At 35.2% G+C, this 16847-nt stretch carries 19 protein-coding genes and 1 pseudogene; 1 reads left to right on the top strand and 19 read right to left on the bottom strand.

The window, feature by feature from the left end:
- Positions 1 to 32 precede the first annotated feature (32 nt).
- Entirely contained in the window at positions 33 to 1280 is a 1248-nt protein-coding gene (locus AAGD65_RS03125; protein ID WP_264376384.1) for a hypothetical protein, read from the bottom strand.
- 944 nt (positions 1281 to 2224) lie between these two features.
- On the opposite strand from AAGD65_RS03125, the gene AAGD65_RS03120 reads away from it, so the two are divergent.
- Complete coding sequence (locus tag AAGD65_RS03120) at positions 2225 to 4237, top strand: ankyrin repeat domain-containing protein (protein ID WP_264375406.1); 2013 nt, start codon at positions 2225 to 2227, stop codon at positions 4235 to 4237.
- A 162-nt stretch (positions 4238 to 4399) separates the two neighbouring features.
- Here the strand turns inward: AAGD65_RS03120 and AAGD65_RS03115 are convergent, their stop codons facing one another.
- The 18 genes and pseudogenes from AAGD65_RS03115 to AAGD65_RS03030 all read right to left on the bottom strand — a co-directional run bounded on the left by AAGD65_RS03115 (position 4400) and on the right by AAGD65_RS03030 (position 16822).
- Complete coding sequence (locus AAGD65_RS03115; protein ID WP_264375407.1) at positions 4400 to 4525, bottom strand: hypothetical protein; 126 nt, start codon at positions 4523 to 4525, stop codon at positions 4400 to 4402.
- A gap of 133 nt (positions 4526 to 4658) precedes the next feature.
- Positions 4659 to 6149 (bottom strand): recombinase family protein, encoded by a 1491-nt coding sequence (locus tag AAGD65_RS03110; RefSeq protein WP_264375408.1) that lies wholly within the window; start codon positions 6147 to 6149, stop codon positions 4659 to 4661.
- Positions 6143 to 6577 (bottom strand): DUF2924 domain-containing protein, encoded by a 435-nt coding sequence (locus AAGD65_RS03105; RefSeq protein WP_230609237.1) that lies wholly within the window; start codon positions 6575 to 6577, stop codon positions 6143 to 6145. The genes AAGD65_RS03110 and AAGD65_RS03105 overlap by 7 nt, the downstream gene beginning before the upstream one ends.
- A 4-nt stretch (positions 6578 to 6581) precedes the next feature.
- Positions 6582 to 7046 carry an ankyrin repeat domain-containing protein gene (locus tag AAGD65_RS03100; RefSeq protein WP_264375263.1) on the bottom strand — a complete coding sequence of 155 codons (465 nt, stop codon included), beginning with the start codon at positions 7044 to 7046 and terminating at the stop codon, positions 6582 to 6584.
- A gap of 31 nt (positions 7047 to 7077) precedes the next feature.
- Positions 7078 to 7779: an ankyrin repeat domain-containing protein gene (locus AAGD65_RS03095; RefSeq protein WP_230609234.1), complete on the bottom strand. Its 702-nt coding sequence runs from the start codon at positions 7777 to 7779 to the stop codon at positions 7078 to 7080.
- 168 nt (positions 7780 to 7947) lie between these two features.
- Positions 7948 to 9108, bottom strand: coding sequence for a phage tail protein (locus AAGD65_RS03090; protein WP_230609232.1), 1161 nt, complete (start codon positions 9106 to 9108; stop codon positions 7948 to 7950).
- The gene (locus AAGD65_RS03085; RefSeq protein ID WP_264376383.1) at positions 9108 to 9908 is read right to left on the bottom strand and encodes a baseplate J/gp47 family protein; all 801 of its coding nucleotides are present in this window, start codon (positions 9906 to 9908) and stop codon (positions 9108 to 9110) included. Before AAGD65_RS03085 ends, AAGD65_RS03090 begins: the two co-directional genes overlap by 1 nt.
- Before the next feature lie 2 nt (positions 9909 to 9910).
- Entirely contained in the window at positions 9911 to 10246 is a 336-nt protein-coding gene (locus AAGD65_RS03080; protein ID WP_213864022.1) for a GPW/gp25 family protein, read from the bottom strand.
- Positions 10247 to 10253: 7 nt separating this feature from the next.
- Positions 10254 to 11345, bottom strand: a complete 1092-nt coding sequence (locus AAGD65_RS03075) for a YhcG family protein (RefSeq protein WP_264375276.1) — start codon at positions 11343 to 11345, stop codon at positions 10254 to 10256.
- Complete coding sequence (locus AAGD65_RS03070; protein ID WP_264375275.1) at positions 11329 to 11583, bottom strand: PAAR domain-containing protein; 255 nt, start codon at positions 11581 to 11583, stop codon at positions 11329 to 11331. Before AAGD65_RS03070 ends, AAGD65_RS03075 begins: the two co-directional genes overlap by 17 nt.
- On the bottom strand, positions 11584 to 12048 hold the full coding sequence (locus AAGD65_RS03065; protein ID WP_264375274.1) for a phage baseplate assembly protein V: 465 nt from the start codon (positions 12046 to 12048) through the stop codon (positions 11584 to 11586).
- Positions 12035 to 12517, bottom strand: coding sequence for a hypothetical protein (locus tag AAGD65_RS03060; protein ID WP_264376267.1), 483 nt, complete (start codon positions 12515 to 12517; stop codon positions 12035 to 12037). The genes AAGD65_RS03065 and AAGD65_RS03060 overlap by 14 nt, the downstream gene beginning before the upstream one ends.
- A complete protein-coding gene (locus AAGD65_RS03055) occupies positions 12514 to 13020 on the bottom strand; it encodes a phage tail protein (RefSeq protein WP_264376268.1) in 507 nt (168 codons plus the stop codon). The genes AAGD65_RS03060 and AAGD65_RS03055 overlap by 4 nt, the downstream gene beginning before the upstream one ends.
- Before the next feature lies 1 nt (position 13021).
- On the bottom strand, positions 13022 to 13198 hold the full coding sequence (locus AAGD65_RS03050; protein WP_264376337.1) for a hypothetical protein: 177 nt from the start codon (positions 13196 to 13198) through the stop codon (positions 13022 to 13024).
- A gap of 78 nt (positions 13199 to 13276) precedes the next feature.
- Positions 13277 to 14620, bottom strand: coding sequence for a group II intron reverse transcriptase/maturase (ltrA, locus tag AAGD65_RS03045; RefSeq protein ID WP_264374788.1), 1344 nt, complete (start codon positions 14618 to 14620; stop codon positions 13277 to 13279).
- Positions 14621 to 15126: 506 nt separating this feature from the next.
- Positions 15127 to 15312 (bottom strand): annotated as a pseudogene (locus tag AAGD65_RS03040) (hypothetical protein); the annotation flags it as partial.
- Positions 15313 to 15405: 93 nt separating this feature from the next.
- Entirely contained in the window at positions 15406 to 16410 is a 1005-nt protein-coding gene (locus tag AAGD65_RS03035; RefSeq protein WP_264376269.1) for a major capsid protein, read from the bottom strand.
- 37 nt (positions 16411 to 16447) lie between these two features.
- Positions 16448 to 16822 (bottom strand): head decoration protein, encoded by a 375-nt coding sequence (locus AAGD65_RS03030; RefSeq protein WP_264375771.1) that lies wholly within the window; start codon positions 16820 to 16822, stop codon positions 16448 to 16450.
- Positions 16823 to 16847 lie beyond the last annotated feature (25 nt).

Raw genomic sequence — 16847 nt, 5'->3', positions numbered from 1 at the left:
ACCTGCTTTATAGAATTGCCTTATAACACCTCTTAATTACCCAACTCTAATTGCTCACATGCTTTACTTAATTTAACCTCAGTTAAGCTAGTACACTCTTCAACTGTAGACTTACCGTATGATAAAAATTTATTTAGTGAATCAACATCTCTTTTCTCTAATACAGATCGTATATACTCCGCTTGTCTAGAATCCATAAATTCTTTGATTTGATCAGGATTAGCCTTATCTAATATTGCCCATACCGGTTCCATGTAACTTTGATTTACCCAAGGTACTAATAAACTTGTAACAAGAAAGCAAGATCTATTAGAAACTTCTTCCTTCAGCACATAAGTACGATGGCTATCAAATCCCTCCTTTCTCCACATATGCATAAAAAGCTTTGCACCTTCACCAGCATAATATGAGCTGTTCTCTGTTTTTATATAGTGTAGCCAGACAAGATATTTATCTTCTGAAACATTACTTGGTTTCAAATAGTCAAACAATGCTTGAAATTGATCAAAGCGAAGTGCACCCTGTAGCGTGTTTAGACTACCATAATAACCATTTTCAGCTAAATCTCTTTTTAGAAGTTCTGTATATTTATCAGGATTTATTTGACTAAAACAAAATTCGAATATTTCAGGATAACTATTACAACGACTACCTGCTGCATACACTGCTGTCTTCATGAAGATCTCATCCTTTTTCTGTGAGCCCATTTCATCTTCAGGTAATGACTTTATTTTATTCCAGAAGAATTCTACTGCTTCCGCTTGTTTCAAATCTATAGCACATTTAAGTCCATATTCATATGGATGACGACCATCTAGATTTAGTTTAGAGATGTAACCGCTAACAAAATGTGACCAAAAACCTGTTAAAAGGTCGCTTGTTAAAGATTTAACTAAGTGACCATACTCCAACAGACTACTTTTACCTTGAGCTGATAATCTTTTTTTTCTTTCCTCAAATAAAGCAATAATATCTTCCTCTAAGCAGCACCTACAGGCAATTTCATAGCTAGGGTTACTAAAGGGACTGCCTGGCATTATCAGCTTTTTACCTATCACCTGCCTATCAAGTTTAACTTTATGTAAATTGTCTACTTTCTTCCAACAATCCTCATTAGATAGCACTTGTGAAAGAAAATTGTGCCTCTTTTTACCACCCCTTTTGTGCAAGTCCCAATTTGCATAACACCAGCGCTCAATTTGAAAAAGCTTAGATGCTCTATAGGGATCATCCTCTTTAATAGACGAAAACAAAACTTTTGGAATATCTGAACGCAGCATAATTACCCCTCTATGAATGGAAAAACATGGAAACTGTTACGTCTAACATACACTATAGTAACTTGATACCATTTCGAGTAAGATATCCCTTTTCTAAGTTTTGTCAATCCTCAATTTGAAAAATTTTTTAGACTTGAATAACTCTCAACAAAAGCCTCTTAATATGAGAGATACATGACGTTTTGTTTATTTTAAATTCTGTTTTTTATAAGTCTACCTTAGTTATTATTCTAAAATAAACTAGTATTAATTTAGCAGAATGTATTATTAAGATCTTAAGTAAGATAACCATTTCCAGAACTCAAAACCAGCTAATGAGAGAAGAGTTTGTTTTGGGATGGGATGGTCTACCATGTGTACCGTACGAACTTTTTTATACGGTAATTTTATTATACGCTAAAACTAACCACATTAGCCCATTTCACCCACATCTACATACGAACTATTTTGCCTAACTTTATTGCAAAGATTTCAAACTTCTATTTTTATAACCTTATTTTTAAGCTGCTTGTTCTCACAAAGATACGCCCTTTTTTGAAGGAGTAAACAATTGAATTTTTTATAACACTAACTAGCATGGTACTTTCACTAAAATATGTTTTGAAAAAGTTAGTTGACCTGTAAATAGTTCTCTACTAATATTGGCATGTATTTGTTTATTCTGCTGAAGTTGCTCTATACAGGTTTGCTGTAAAAACTTCAGCAATTTCCGTACTCCTTTAAAGCATCATATTCCTATATATTCAATATAGCTGGTGTTCTCAATTTTGTTGATCTATAGTAAAATTGGCTAAAACTTCCAGTAATAAACAACTTTTAACCTAGCAGTACTCACCATAAAAACTTAACAAAAATATGAGTAGTAAAAAGATTATGTTGAAATTAGCTTGACACATACTACACATTCTATATAATATATCCTATATCTAGAGCTAGCAGGTAATATGGGTACAGGGCCAGTAAAATATATTGCAGAACCTATCAGTGAACAAAGCAAACACACTGATGAGCAAAAACTGAAGTGTGACCTAAGTGCTGGACAAGAGTGTTCAGAAATAGGTAGCCCAAAAACAGAAGCAACTGAATTACCAGTAGATAGTTATTATGAATTCATTAAGCGAGATTTATTTTGGGCTGATAGAAGTTTGATAGATGATAAAAAATACTTAGAGGATTTAATAGATGAGTGGCTTATTCATGCACCTAACTTAAAACTGGAAGAGAGTCAAAAAAAGTTAAATCAAAAATTACTCAATAGTATTATAAAAGATTTTAATATGGGGAATTATGACTCATTTTCAAATCTTAAGCAGTTTTTAGAAAGTAACGAGAAAAATAAAGACCTGAAGTACGTTCTTAATCTAAAAAGAGGACATCTAGGAACAACAGTATTGAATGTGTTTGTCGCACACGATGAAGCCATTCATCCTCTTCTCAAAGCTGGTGCTGATTTAAATATGCAGGATAATAAAGGTAAAACACTTTTGCATGATACTGCTATTTATTCCAGTGAGTATGAAGGTCTAAAGTATCTCTTAGATGCAAAAACTGATCCAAATATACAAGATAAAAAAGGTAATACACCTTTACACTATTATGCTGCTAATTGTAATGATTATAGCAGAAAGGTTATGGATTTACTCATAAGCAAAGGAGCTGATTTAAACATAAAAAATAACAATGGAAAAACCCCACTGCAAATTGCAATTGATAGCAACAATATTATGGAGTGTTTTTTAACTGACAACCAAAAAAAGTTAAGAGACCAACTACGTAAAATGGTTAAAGCTACAGATTCTGATGAAGATTGGGATAATCCTTATGGTCCAGGTGTTGAAGATCTGAAAAAATTTTTAGATAAACATAAAAATAACCAAGATGTAAAGATAGTTTTAAATGTTAAGGGTGATAGTTCAATTTGGCCGTTTTGTCAATTTCCTGATGTAAAAGCTTTACTCTTAAAAGCAGGAGCAACTGACTTTGTAGGTAATAAGCAAGATAATTGTGAAAAATGTGATAGTCTCTTGTCAGAGATGTATCAAACAAATCAACTTGCTAAGCTAAATAAGTTTTTGAGTAAGGTAGTAAAAGCTAAAAGCATGATTGAACTACAGGAAGTTGTAAATGAGATTATAGCTTCTGGAATGAGATTAAATTTTGCTAAAGACAAAGATTATTACTTTGCAGATCACGTACTAGAAAAAATTGCTAAGTTAGAAGGAAGCTATGGAATTGCCAGTGATATAGTATGTGCATTAATATCGAGAGGAGCAAAGTTAAAAAACTCAGATAGTTTAAAAGTCATTGATACAATAGAACGAGAGTTTAAAGATCATAAAGCTAATGTAATCAAGGCTCATGTAGAGTACATTAATTATGCTGAAGAATTTTTTAGAGTTGCAAGGGATGCTACCAGTGGTCAACTGTGTGATGGAAAAATCGATAACAGTGTATCTTACTTAGAATACTCAGAGGATAGTATAATAGATGTTGCAAAAATCACAGATAGAACAAGGAATTTAGGAATACCTCAAGGAGAAAAAGGATATGGAAGGAGTGTAATAAAAATTGGCAAAAGTGAGGTAGAAATTATAACCCAAGATGGCATAAGGAATTACACAGATCTTACAGAAGGCAGCGATATAGTATTAACTTTCTATACCAGTTTGGGAAATATAGACGTTAGACTGTATCCTGACGTACAAGATAAAAGCAAAATTATAGTAGAAGTGAGTAATAGAGAGGAAGTATTGGAAAAATTCAAAGGTCATGAAGAAGAATTAGGCGAGGATTGTGCACTTGGTGATTATGATGTCTACTATGCTATTGAACAGGGATATTTTGAAAGGTCTGGAAAATTAATGCATCCTGAAGTAATAAGCGAGTCTAAAAACAAATGGACAGAACGTGAAGAGTTAAGAAGGACTTCTGATCCTAGGAGAGAAGTTTCTAGGTAGATTGATTTGCTAAAAAAGTTGAAGATTATTATTTAAATATAAACTACTATAATTTATAGGTTAAGGAGTTCGTACCAATGTCTTCTAAGAATACTCTTTTATGTTGTTTTTAAGCTGGCTACAAAATGAGGATATGGAACATACAATTGGCTGGGCTGCCTTTTACACTCCAGGTCTACTATTAAAATATGCAGCTAAAATTGGATCATTTTCTACCATTATTGCATCTAACATACTAAGATCTTCATTATTTATATTGATATTTTCACATAATTGATTCTGTAACATTGACTTACTTTTCTATATCAATTTCAGCATCTTTTGTGTGGCTCTTTGTAGTAGCTCCTTTTGCAATAACCTTTTTTAATTTTCTGGCACATACTTTTTTCGATGTTTTTTCATATTGTTGTTTTTATAAACGTTACGATGCTGAGCCGTAAAACTTCTCTAATTGTTCACTCCACAGCATCGGTATTTCTCTCAAATCAACTAACTTCAAACCCCTTGGCTGTCTCCCATTTACTATGTCTTCCTTAATCTTCGGAGCTAAATAATTTAACCTTAAAATTTGCTGTATACGTCTTGTACCTATATTAATTTTGGCACTCAGCTCCTTCACACTTTCGTATTTTCCCTCTTCTAGTTGCCGTTTCCACAGATGGGCTCTTACCACTGCTTTCAGTAGTGCATTGTTTGTTTTGCCTTCTGGCTCAGTTACTGTGCATTTCTTTCCTTTCTTTTTTATTGGTATAAATTCCACCTTATCCTCTAAACTCACCTCTATTCCATCTTCTTTTATCATTACTCCTTTTATTAACTTTTTCACTACTTCTTTCTGCTTTCCAAAACTTAAATTTTTCCATTCTTCTGCTTTTTCTCCCCATTTTTCATATAAATCTTCTGCTCTCTTCATTACTTCTTTTTCTACTTCTCCTGCTATTACATTTCGGCTTCCTGATTCACAACCCTTTCCCCTTAAATGATTGTTGCATACGTAATATCGATATCTCTTATTCTCTTTTTTTGAGTATGTCAGCGTCATATTTACATCACAGCTCTTACATTTAATTATTCCCTTTAGTAGCGCTTCCTCATATTTTACTCCTCGATACGGTTGATTACTTATCAATTCTTGTGCTTTTTTCCACTTTTCCTCTTCTATTATCGCATCGTGCTTTCCCTCATACTGTTTGTCATAATGTCTTATCTTTCCCACATATATTGGATTTGTTATTATTCTTCTCACCGTTGCTTTTTTAAAGATATCCGTTTTTGCTTTTGTTCGGTATCCTTCCCTGTTTAACTCTCTTGCCAACTCTGCCATTGACTTCAGCTCCAAATATCTTTCAAATATATGCTGCACTGTTTTTGCTTCTTTTTCATTTATTATTAATTCCTTATCTTTTACATCATACCCAAGCGGTAAAGTTCCTCCCATCCATAAACCTTGTTCTTTTGATGTTGCTATTTTATTTTTTACTCTCTCTACTATCATCTCTCTTTCTAGTTGTGCTGCTCCTGATAATACTGTCTGTACGAATTTTCCCATTGGCGTATTATTGTCAAATATCTGTGTTACTGCTACAAAATTTACTCGGTGCCTTCTAAAAAATGACGTTACTTCTATGCTGTCTTTTGTTTCTCTTGATAACCTATCTAGTGTATATACTACTACACAGTCTATCTCTCCTCCTCTGACATCTTCAAATAATTCCTTTATCGCTGGTCTTTCTAAATTTTTTCCTGAATATCCTCCATCATCGTACTTTTTTGCCAATGCTACCCAGCCTTCTTTGCTCTTTATATACTTTTCACATGCTACTCGCTGGGCATCAAGGCTATTAAACTTCTGCTCGAGACCATCCTCATTTGATTTTCTTGTATATATCGCACATCTTACCTCTTTCAGCATTCTTTCTCCTTATCTCTCATTCCAAATAGAAGCGGCCCATTGTAGCTCATTCCCATTATTTTTCCTGCTACTGCTGACAATGACGTGAAAAATTCTTCTCGGTAGATTAAACCCTTATCTGTCACCATTACCGCATGCGTCTCTTCTCCTCTCTCTAGTATTAATTCTGTTCCTTCTACTGGTAATTTATCGCTACTTATTCTTTTTCCCTTCTCTAGCCGATCTGCCAGATACTCTAGTCTTTTTGTCCCCTTTCTTGACATTTCTCCATACGCTTTTTCCTGCATTCTATAAGCTAATCTTGGTATCAGATATTTCTTTGAGTATCTAGGTGCTTCTTCCACAAATACCTTCTTCCATATTTTTCTCAGCTCATTCAAAGGTTTTTTCTCTAAATTCATTACTTTCTTTTCTATTTCTTTCTCCATATTTTTAGCCCTTCATAAATAGCTTCTCAATTCTGTCTGTTTCTTTCTTTAATACCTCGGTTATCTTTTTGCTATTTTTCGCATAATCCATCGCTGTCATTCCAAATTTATCCGCTTGCTCTATTTCTCCTCCAGCTTTCACTAGCTCCTCCACTATTTCTTTTTCACCTACCATGCACGCAAGGTGTAGAGGTATGCATTTATTTCCATATTCCTCAGCATTTACGTCTGCTCCTGATTTTATCAATTCCCTCACGATTTCTAGACGTTTCTCCGTTACCGCTAGGTGCAGTGCTGTGTGTCCTTCTATATCTTTAGCATTCACATTCGCTCCTTTTTCGACTAATAACTTCACTGTTTTTGCGTCTACCGCATAATGCAGTTCCTTCTCGTCTCTTGCATAAATATTTTCATGTGAGTTCTCTAATAATTCTTCTGCTGACTTATTAAATTTGCCAAACTTTAACATAATTTACCTCACCTTTTCTTTGACCTTTTTTTTAAGCTTTCCTTCTCACCACCTCATCTATCATTTCATTTATCTGGCTTATTATTTTGCTTGCTAAATTTTCACATTCTTCCTTTATTAGTGATTTGTCTCTCTTTCTTATTTCTTCTATCTCTATTATTTTTAGCTCCGGCATGTAGCTTCCATTCAACATGTCTGCTATTTCTCCCACTAGCCCCTCTATTCCATAGCACGTCAGTTCTCTACTTTTTGTTACTCCTCCTTTTTCTCTCAAAAATTTACTTGCCTTTTCACTCTCTTTGCTATCACATAGACGATACTTTTCACTTTCCCAGATGTAATACATTGGTGTTGCACCGTACTTATTCAGTTGATTAACTTCAGCTCCAGCCTTTACCAGCTCTTTTATTATTTCAACTCCTGCTCCTCCTATTTTGCACGCAGAGTGCAGTGGCGTACATCCAGTAACATATTGAGTAGCATTTACTTCTGCTCCTTCTCTTAGCAGCACTTTTACATTTTCTAAACTTTTTGCGAATACTGCACAGTGTAGTGGTGTATAACCATTCTTATCTCTTGCATTTACCTCTGCCCCTTTTTTTATTAATAACCTCACTGTTTTGTAATCAGAGATTTCTACTGCTTGGTGTAATATCGTCTCTCCTTCTTCATTTCTTTTATTAATATCGTTACTTGATACTTCTTTAAAAAACTTACTCTTGCTAAAACTCATTTCATACCTCACAAAATTAGCTTTTCTAGCGTTAGATAAATTTCTTATATTTACCTGCTGCTATTCAAGTCATGTCCGTTTTAGCATGAGAAAGCAAGTCCTTTTCTTTTTATTTCATACACTTTAAACTATTATTAATATAATATATGAGGATCTAAATATAAGTATTTAACTTATTACACATATTGCTTGACTATTTTTCCAACTTCTGTGCAAATGTCGATGTTCGTGCCATTTCAGTACTCCCGGGTAAAACACTAAAATGTGCTTTTCTAATTCGTGTATTGAGTCTTTTTGCTCTGAATATAAGTCGTTTTTATAGTAAATGTTGTGTTCTGCTAAAACATATTTTCTGACCTTCTGATCTGTATAATTTTCTATTTTGTAGTGGTGAGTAACGCTAAACCTTTCTAAAATTGGCTTGTGTTTTAAATTCCAACGTTGCCCTGAAAGTTTATCGTTTCCCAATACAAATTTATTTCCTTCTTCTTCTATTCTACCAACCGGAAAACAGCTATTTATTTCTCCTAATTTCCAGCTATCTGACAGTACAATCTGCGCTTTTGCAAATTTAATCGACGGTAATAAGCTTTGAGTTAGAGGATACAGGGCTTTTAAGTTATACCACTGATGACTTCTTTCATAAATGCCTTTGTAATCCTTTGTGTGAGGCTCTGTTTCCCCAAGCACTGCTACATTCAACCGATATATGTCATTACTAAATGCTTGCTCATAATGAATCCGAAAAGTGCTAAACTTAAAATTTGGATTTAAGCTTTTTAGCTCAAATGTGTTCTTTCTACCGAATGACAGTACTGGTCCATCTTTTTCAATTTTTATCCCCGAGTAATCCGATAACAAACTTCCAAAAAAGCTTTCATCTAAAATAAACCTATCAATGTTGTAGTGGTCATTGAAAATCCTCATTAGCCTTGATCTTGCTGGTAATGACAGCTTTGCCAATTCTACAACTGCATCTACAAAAAAGTCATTTGGCACATCCTTTATTCCAATTTGCAGCTCAAAAAAATGTTTTCCAGGTGGTTCTTCGATAATTGTAATATCTTCTATATTTGCCCATTTTAGTGCTATTTTGAGTGATTCTGGGGTTCCTCTCAGTCTTTGAAACTTTACTCCTTCTACTATCGCTCTTCTTTTATCTTTTACCCAGCGTAGTATCTCCCCCAATTCATATTCCTCAATCAACCACGGCAATGTTTCTTCTTTAAGACTAAACTTAAACCCTCTGATGCAACTTGGATCAACTTTATAATCCGTTGCATCTACTAGCGCTTTTTCCTGTTTTGTTGCATTTGGTGGCAATAACATTAATTCAACTCAATCTCTAAGTTTCTTAAAGCAGCACACTCATTACCTAGCACCACAACATCTTCTTTTGGCTCGATTAATTCTACATTCTCTACACCCTCTACAAATAGGTTTGCTATTATCCATGATTTTGTAACATTCCATCCCAACCTTCTACTTGCTTCAAACTTCTCAATAAACTGCTTCTTGATTTCCTCCTTTGATATTATAGGACTTATACTCATTCTGCTGTGAATATCTATTTCCGTAATATTGCAACCTATCACTGTTACTGTATCTGTTAAAACTCTTATATCATCTCTAGTAACTTGCTTTCTTACAATTTCAAGTAGCTCTTCTGACACTATGCCAGTTGTGGATAATTGTGTTGATAAGATTGAAATTTGTACTTTCCCTGGTATAGTTGATTCCACTAGTGCATCTTTTACTCTACTATCTGCTGACAGTGCATGATATCGATAGTGTTCTTTGCTTCCACACGTGCTTGAGCCCACTATTTTTGCTTTAATTCTTTTTCTAAATCGTTCATCATCTTCTTCTTTTTGCCTCTCCACTCCATAAAACTCAGCTAAATTATCAAGATCTTCTCCCGTTGCAAATTTTAGTAAATTACCCTTTACAGCTTCGTTTATCCTTTGTCTGAGTAACAACTCTCTCCATGCTGCTACTTCTAATACCTTCATTGCTGGATCCGATTCTACTAATCCTGAAAAGGTTTCATCTCTACGGACTAACTCTTCTTTCATTCTCGAAAAGATTTCCTCGAAATTTGGCTTTTCTACAATATTTAGCTGCTGCATCTTTAAACTACAATTTCATCAAAATGAATGTTTTTCCCGCTTGGTAAGTATAATCCTTCTAGATCAAGCGTTACTTTTCCTTCTTTCACCTCTGTCATTTTTACTTTTTCTAGCTTAAATCTTTCCTCCCACCTTTGTAGAGCTTCTGCTACTGCTGAATAGATTTCCAAAGTTAAATCTCTATTTATTGGCTTATCTACTAATTCAAATAGTCTTGACCCATAATCTCTCTTCATTATTCTACTGTTAATAGGAGTGGTCAGTATATCAATTATCGACTGCTTTAAGTGCTCTATTCCTTCAAGAGCTTTTCCCGTTTTAGCATCCATTCCTCGCATATATTTTTCATGGCTCTGACTGAATACTTGCATGTTTTTCACGTGCTATAGAAATAGCCTTTCTTAACTTCTTTTCAAGAATTTCTTTAGAAGGAAGCTGTGTTAAATACTGTGCAACATGAATATTAGAGCCTTCGAGTTCAAGATATTCTATATCCTCTTGATCCTTATCAGCACATAAAATAATCCCTAACGGTTTTTCTTCACCTGCTTTTCGTTCATTTTTATCTAACCAATTTAAATACCATTCCATCTGTCCTTTATAAGCTGGTTCAAAGCGACCTATTTTTAGTTCTATTGCTATAAGGCGTTTTAATCCTCTGTGAAAAAATAGCAGGTCCAAATACCTGTCAGTTGTTTTAGTACTCATCCTTTTTTGACGTGTTACAAAACAAAAATCATTCCCAAACTCTTGTAAAAACTTTGTCAATTCATCCAAGATTATATTTTCTAGATCAGTCTCACTATAACTTGATGGCAATTCCATGAAGCTAAGGAAGTATGGGTCATGAAAAATGAATTCTGGTGCTAACATATTTTCTTCACGTAAATTTTTTATACTCCTTCTTATGAAATCTTCAGGTTTTTTTGCTAGTGCTGTACGTTCATACAACATAGTATCGATTTTACTACGTAGTGCCCTAACACTCCACCTTTCAATACGACACATTTCTATATAATAATTACGCTTCAGCTCATCAGAAATTGCAATAATTTCTACAAAATGTGACCAACTCAATTGTTGTGACAGTGTCGCGACAATCTCTTGATCAGGAAAGAATTTAGAAAATTGCACCATACGAAATAATGACGCTCTATCAAACCCACGTCCATATTTAATCTGAAGTTCTTTTGCAAGTTGGGAGATGATTTGCTTCCCATAATCTGCGCGTTTGTGCTTTAGAATATCTTGATCAATTCTGGAGCCAATTTCCCAGTTTAACAATACTAGAGTAGAGTTGAATTGAACAGAAAGATGATTCTTTGCTCTATCTATTAAATTACTAATGTCTCCTAATAGGCTAATAGTTATATCCATGTTCATAACTTTATTTTTGGTAAGTATAGCAGATGGTTTATTTTTATCCTGAAAAAACATTACTACTACCACTTATTACTTTAGAACCACAAGATATTGAATCTCCAACTCTTCCTATACTATAGCCATTTGTAAACACTGTTTTTGACCCTTTAGTTAATGCTCTTCCTTCTGTAAAATTATCTCCTTTTCGGCAAACTGGCTTACCATTTACAAAAACATTGTTACTCCCACTAATGCAAAAATGCGGTGTTACTTCTACACAATAATCTCCTACTCGTACAACCGATTTATTCATTTAATTAAGGTTTATTCTATCTGCTTTCAGTTTTATTTCGCTCTTCGTCATCTCTATGCTCGATTCCCCAGCTTTCAGTGTTATTTTGTCTACTACTTCAATCTCTAAATGATGCTTTCCTTTATCATATGTAAACTTCGTCCCATCTTGAAATTTTATACTATTTATTTCTTTTTTATTCTCTGGTGCAGAGTATTTTTCCTGATATATTCCTCCTAATACCACTCCTAATGATAGTTCACCAAAAGGAGAAAATATCATAACCTGTTCACCGATATCTGGTGGAGACCAATCTCTATCTTTTCCTGCTTTGCTCGTTATCCATGGTAAATAATCTGTTAAAAATTCTCCTATTTTAACTCTTACTTTTGCTTTTTCATAATCTATTTCTTTTACAACTCCTATACGAACAATGTTGGCCATTTTCCTCTGTAGTTCCGAAATTGCAAAATTATTTTCTAACATTTATTTCACCGATTTCTATTTTGTGTGGCATAAATTTTCCTTCTTTCCAAATAGATCGCCCTACGTGTATTGTATGCACCCATTCAACCATCCACACTAAATATGCATCGAGCTCTGGTCTAAAGTCATCTCCTCCTCCTGATATAAATTCTCCTGGTGAAACATTTTTCACGTTCCAAGTATTTTTATTTACTACTTTCGCAACCTCAGCAGCTAATGTTCTGACAATAATAGGGGCATTTTCTATTGTGCTATCAATCACAATTCGTGCTTCAAATCTTGCTTTCAGCGCTAATTCCTCTGTTCCAGGATCTTTTCCCGATTCTAAACTCACAAGCTCTACAAATAACGCTGGCGCTAATAATTCTTTTCTTATCGATGGATAAATTTCACATGTCTGTATAGCCGGTATTTCTTCCTTTAACTTAGTACAAATTGCTTGATGTAAATCTTTCCAGAACTTTGTCATATCTTTAACATATAGTTTAGCTCATGCTTAAAGTATTTCTCAAACACTCTCTCACTCTCATAATCAACAAGATCTTTTATTATTCTTGAGCCTTCAGGTTCCAGTGGTAGCTTTACTTCTTGTATTGGCAATGCTGCTCTTCCTTCACGTTTAAACATACCGCTATTTCCTTTTGGCATAACTGCTGCAAATCCTCCTATAAACTCATGCTTTCCTACTTTCGATCCTCTTCTTGTTTTTTGTATTTTACCAATTGTCGATGCTCTAATGTCGTAGAGATTTGCTCTAATTAACACTTCTAATCTGCTTGTTTTTGCTTTAAAAATTCTTAATCTCTTTCTTATAAAACTTAATTTTATCTTCTTTTCCTCACTAATTTCTTTTGCTGTCTTCAATTTTAGCCATAGTGCTGTTCTGTTTAACGCTCTCACTATTGCTAATTCTATTTTTTTTCTTTTAGCATTTACACTTTCTATTACCTCAACTTCTATATGAATAGACATTTTACACCCCAGACGCTTTTATTTTCCACGTTATTCCAGACTTGTCTCTAAGTGGCGGTGAGTGTACTTTATATCTTCGATCACCTATAACAAAAACATCTCCTACAATTGGCTTTAACAGTAGGGTCGAGAACTGGCGCGCCTCTTTAGGGTTTGGTGGCTGATCCATTATTTTCATGTTGGGCCTCAATCCAAAATTCCCATATTCACGTTTCCAGCTCCCGCCTCATCAAACGCAGCATGCAGTTTTCCCGCACTACGCTTTCCTAGTAGATTCTTTACCAAAATTTATAACATATTGTGCTGGTGATGCTTTCGGAATGTAATATCTTATTCTGTAGTCCGAATATAGACCCAGGGTTTTATATATCCATTCTCTACTCCACCTCTTCCAGCCAAATCCTTTTCTTGCTTTTCTGGCTTTCATTAAATTGCGTCTTATTTTCTTCTCTACCCAATGCTTCACGTAGTGAAAGCTTCGACTTGAGTTTCCAATCCTAAAATAGTTTATCCACCCTCTCAATATCGGATTAATGATATGAATCACTCTCTCTATTGGTTGCGATTTATGCCAACGAAATACTTCCTTCAACTTGTGAAGTAGGTTTGTTCGTGCTTTCATCTGTGGTGTTGTTTCTACCGTCCATTTTCCTTGTTTTGTAATTTTCTCTCGAAAATTGAATCCTAGAAAGCTGAACTTTTCCCCTTCTTTTAGGTTAACAACTTTTGTCTTTTCTTCATTTACTTCTACTTCTATTTTTGCTAATTCCTCTTGTAACCTTTTGTATACTGACTTTTCCAGCCATTCCCATTTTGGGTGTCTATCTATCAGTATTACTAAATCGTCTGCCCATCTTGCGTATTCTATATGTTGATATTTTCCTTCTTTGGTCACCTCTTTTGCTTTCTCTAGCATTTTATCTACCTCATTGAGGTATATATTGCTCAATAACGGCGAAATCGTTGATCCTTGCGCTATTCCTCGTTTTCCTCCCATCTTGAGGATTAGCTTGATCAAGTGCATGATTTCTTTATCATTTATTCTCTTGGCAATCTTTTCCATAAGAATATGATGTCGCACATTATCAAAGTAGGATTTCAGATCTATGTCAATAGCTTTTGTATTGTCTTTGATTGCTGCTTTCTCTACCCTTTTTATTGCTTCATGCGCTTTTCTCTTAGGTCTATATCCATATGATCCGTCCTGAAAGTCAGATTCGAATATTGGTTCAATTATTAGCTTTAGTGCACTTTGCACTATTCTATCACGGATGCAGGGTATGTTCAATGCTCTGAGTTTTCCCCCAGCTTTTGGTATTTCCTTTCTCCGGTTCCTATTTGGGCTATAGGTCTTGGTTATTAGTTCATATCTTATTTGTTGGAGATACTTTTCTAAGCCTTCTGCTTCTATCAATTCGAATGTCACTCTGTCAATTCCTGGTGCCCCATTACTCCTCTTTGTTAGCTTGTAGGCTTCTTTCAGTGTTTCCATTTTGCAAACATGAACATAGATTCCCCAGAATCGCCATTCCGGTTCTGCCTTCGCTTTGGTATATATCTTTCTTCTCAGGTCTTGTAATTTTATTGGCATTTTTATCATTTTACCTTTACCTCCCTTTTGTTAAAAGATTTCTACTAGTAGGGTACCTTTGCTCCATGAGCATTACCTCACTTCTTCGCTACTACGCACCCATCCGCCACCCTTTCATCTTCGGTTCATTTCCTGTTTCCAGTTATAGAACCTACCTCTCCAAGATATTTCTCCTTGGGATGAGGAGGGCTTCTCCAGTTGTTTTGTATGTCCTTGTTATCGTGCCATCACTATCACCCCGCTGAAGTAGAACAGTTGTATCAGTCGTTTTTCAACCTTCTGTACTGCCTTCACCATTTGACGGCTGGTTCGGCCTTCAGTACTGTGTTTTCGAGGCCACCTATGTGTTCACTTCCGTTATGGCCCGATAACTCGCCTTTATCCTTACGATAACGTTGTCGGTAGGCTTCAGTATCTTGGTTTCCCTCCATACTGCTACCCAAGCTACAGGACTCCGACTCTTATCCTGGTAGGTTTGACTCCTACTGAACATACTTACCTTCTCTGGACGCACCATCAAACGCACTTACTTCTAACGCTAAAGTTTCTTCCACAAATTGTCCTTCACCAATCTCGTATAATTTATCTGGCTCTTGCTTTAATACTTGTACCATGTACGCCTTATTTTTCGACTCATACAAAGCTACTTCTCCTAAATGGGCAAAACAATCTTCTAATAATCGCTTAATATTCTCTTGCATATTTCTTTTTGATATACTAACCTTTACATGCTAAGAAAGCGCATACCGGTAGAGTCGTTCTGTGCCTCACCAACTTGTTACTCTACCAGTATGTTATGCTATAGCGACTTTTACTAATACGCCAGGTCTATGGCACATTGGCAGAGGATTTGACTGTGTATGTAAATCTGTTCCTCTATCAAATCTCCTTGGCTCTTGTTTTGCATAGAGTGGCTGTCCAAGAGTATTTACTGTTTCATTAAAGTCTGCTGGTGCAAAATATGTTGTAAATGTACTTGCTGTTCCTACTGGAAAACAGTGCCCTGTATCTCTTTCTATAAATCTTCTCACCGTTCCTTCAGGATCAGTTGCTTGCCCTCTATATTCCTCAAATGTTATTCCACAGAATGTAAATCCTGACCTCATATCATTCCTTAGCGCTGCTCCTTCTTGCCATCTTTCATATGCTTCTTTCACTTTACTATGCGAAGTTAATGCATCAAAAAACTCAGGGCTTACCAAGGCATGAATTCCGGTCATATATTCACCACTTAGATTATCTTCTATATGCCGGAGTACTTCCAGACACTTACGCTTTACATCTGTTGTTGCTGTTCCTAGTGCAAAATTTACTACTTTTGGTGTTATTTCAAATTCGTTGTACAGATTTAGTAATTCTGACCCATCAGCATCTAAAATTATTCCTTTCAGCGCTCCCATTCGCAAATGCTCCAACGTTATTGCATGTTTATTTCTCATTAGCTGCAAATGGTCAGTTATTACATCTGCCAGCGCTTTCAGTTCACTCTCTGATCCAAATGCCCTTATTCCTTGCACTTCTTCTGGCAGGACTACATCATCATGTGGAATATGTGGAACCGTAAATGTTCTTACCTTTCTTTTGCCACGTTTTCCTATTGTTGCTGGTGCTCCTGGAACTTGTGTTGGCAATAGACTTAAAACTCCGTTGTGTTCTTCTATGGTAATATGTCTAAATCTTACTGACCTACTTGGAAACAAATTTAAATTTTCAACTCGTCCATAATTTATCGGCAATATATTCATTGCATTTGTTAGTGCTGTCATGCTAAATGCTGTATTTGTAAATGGATTTTGCATTCTTTCTTTTCCCCCTTATATATGTTTTAATAGTTTTTTAAACTCCCTTGCGGATAATGATCCCTTGTGCTTCAAGTTGCTTTATTGCTGCAGCTTTCTGCTCTTCAGTGATATTTGCTGGCCATACAACTGCATGATCTGCTAGCATTGCACCGCGAGCAATAATTACTCCTTTACTATTACTATTTTCCTTTGCGTTTACATCGCTTGCTATCACTCCTATCGCCGTTTGTGTCCCATCTGTGGCAGTTGGATTGATTATCCTAATCATGTTGTCTTTATCACGACTAATAACTGTTCCTAGCTTCAGATTTTGCCCCTTGGCTACTGTTATCTGATCTCTTGAATATAGACTTGATGCCTCATACTTTAATAAGTCACCTAGATTATTTTGTTCGGTTATACATGTCATATTTCCTTTTCTCCTTTTTTTATTT

The organism is Wolbachia endosymbiont (group B) of Chesias legatella (assembly GCF_964026945.1).
GTDB lineage: Bacteria > Pseudomonadota > Alphaproteobacteria > Rickettsiales > Anaplasmataceae > Wolbachia.
The sequence above is the reverse complement of the archived record's forward strand: the minus strand, read 5'-3'. Positions and strand labels throughout refer to the sequence as shown.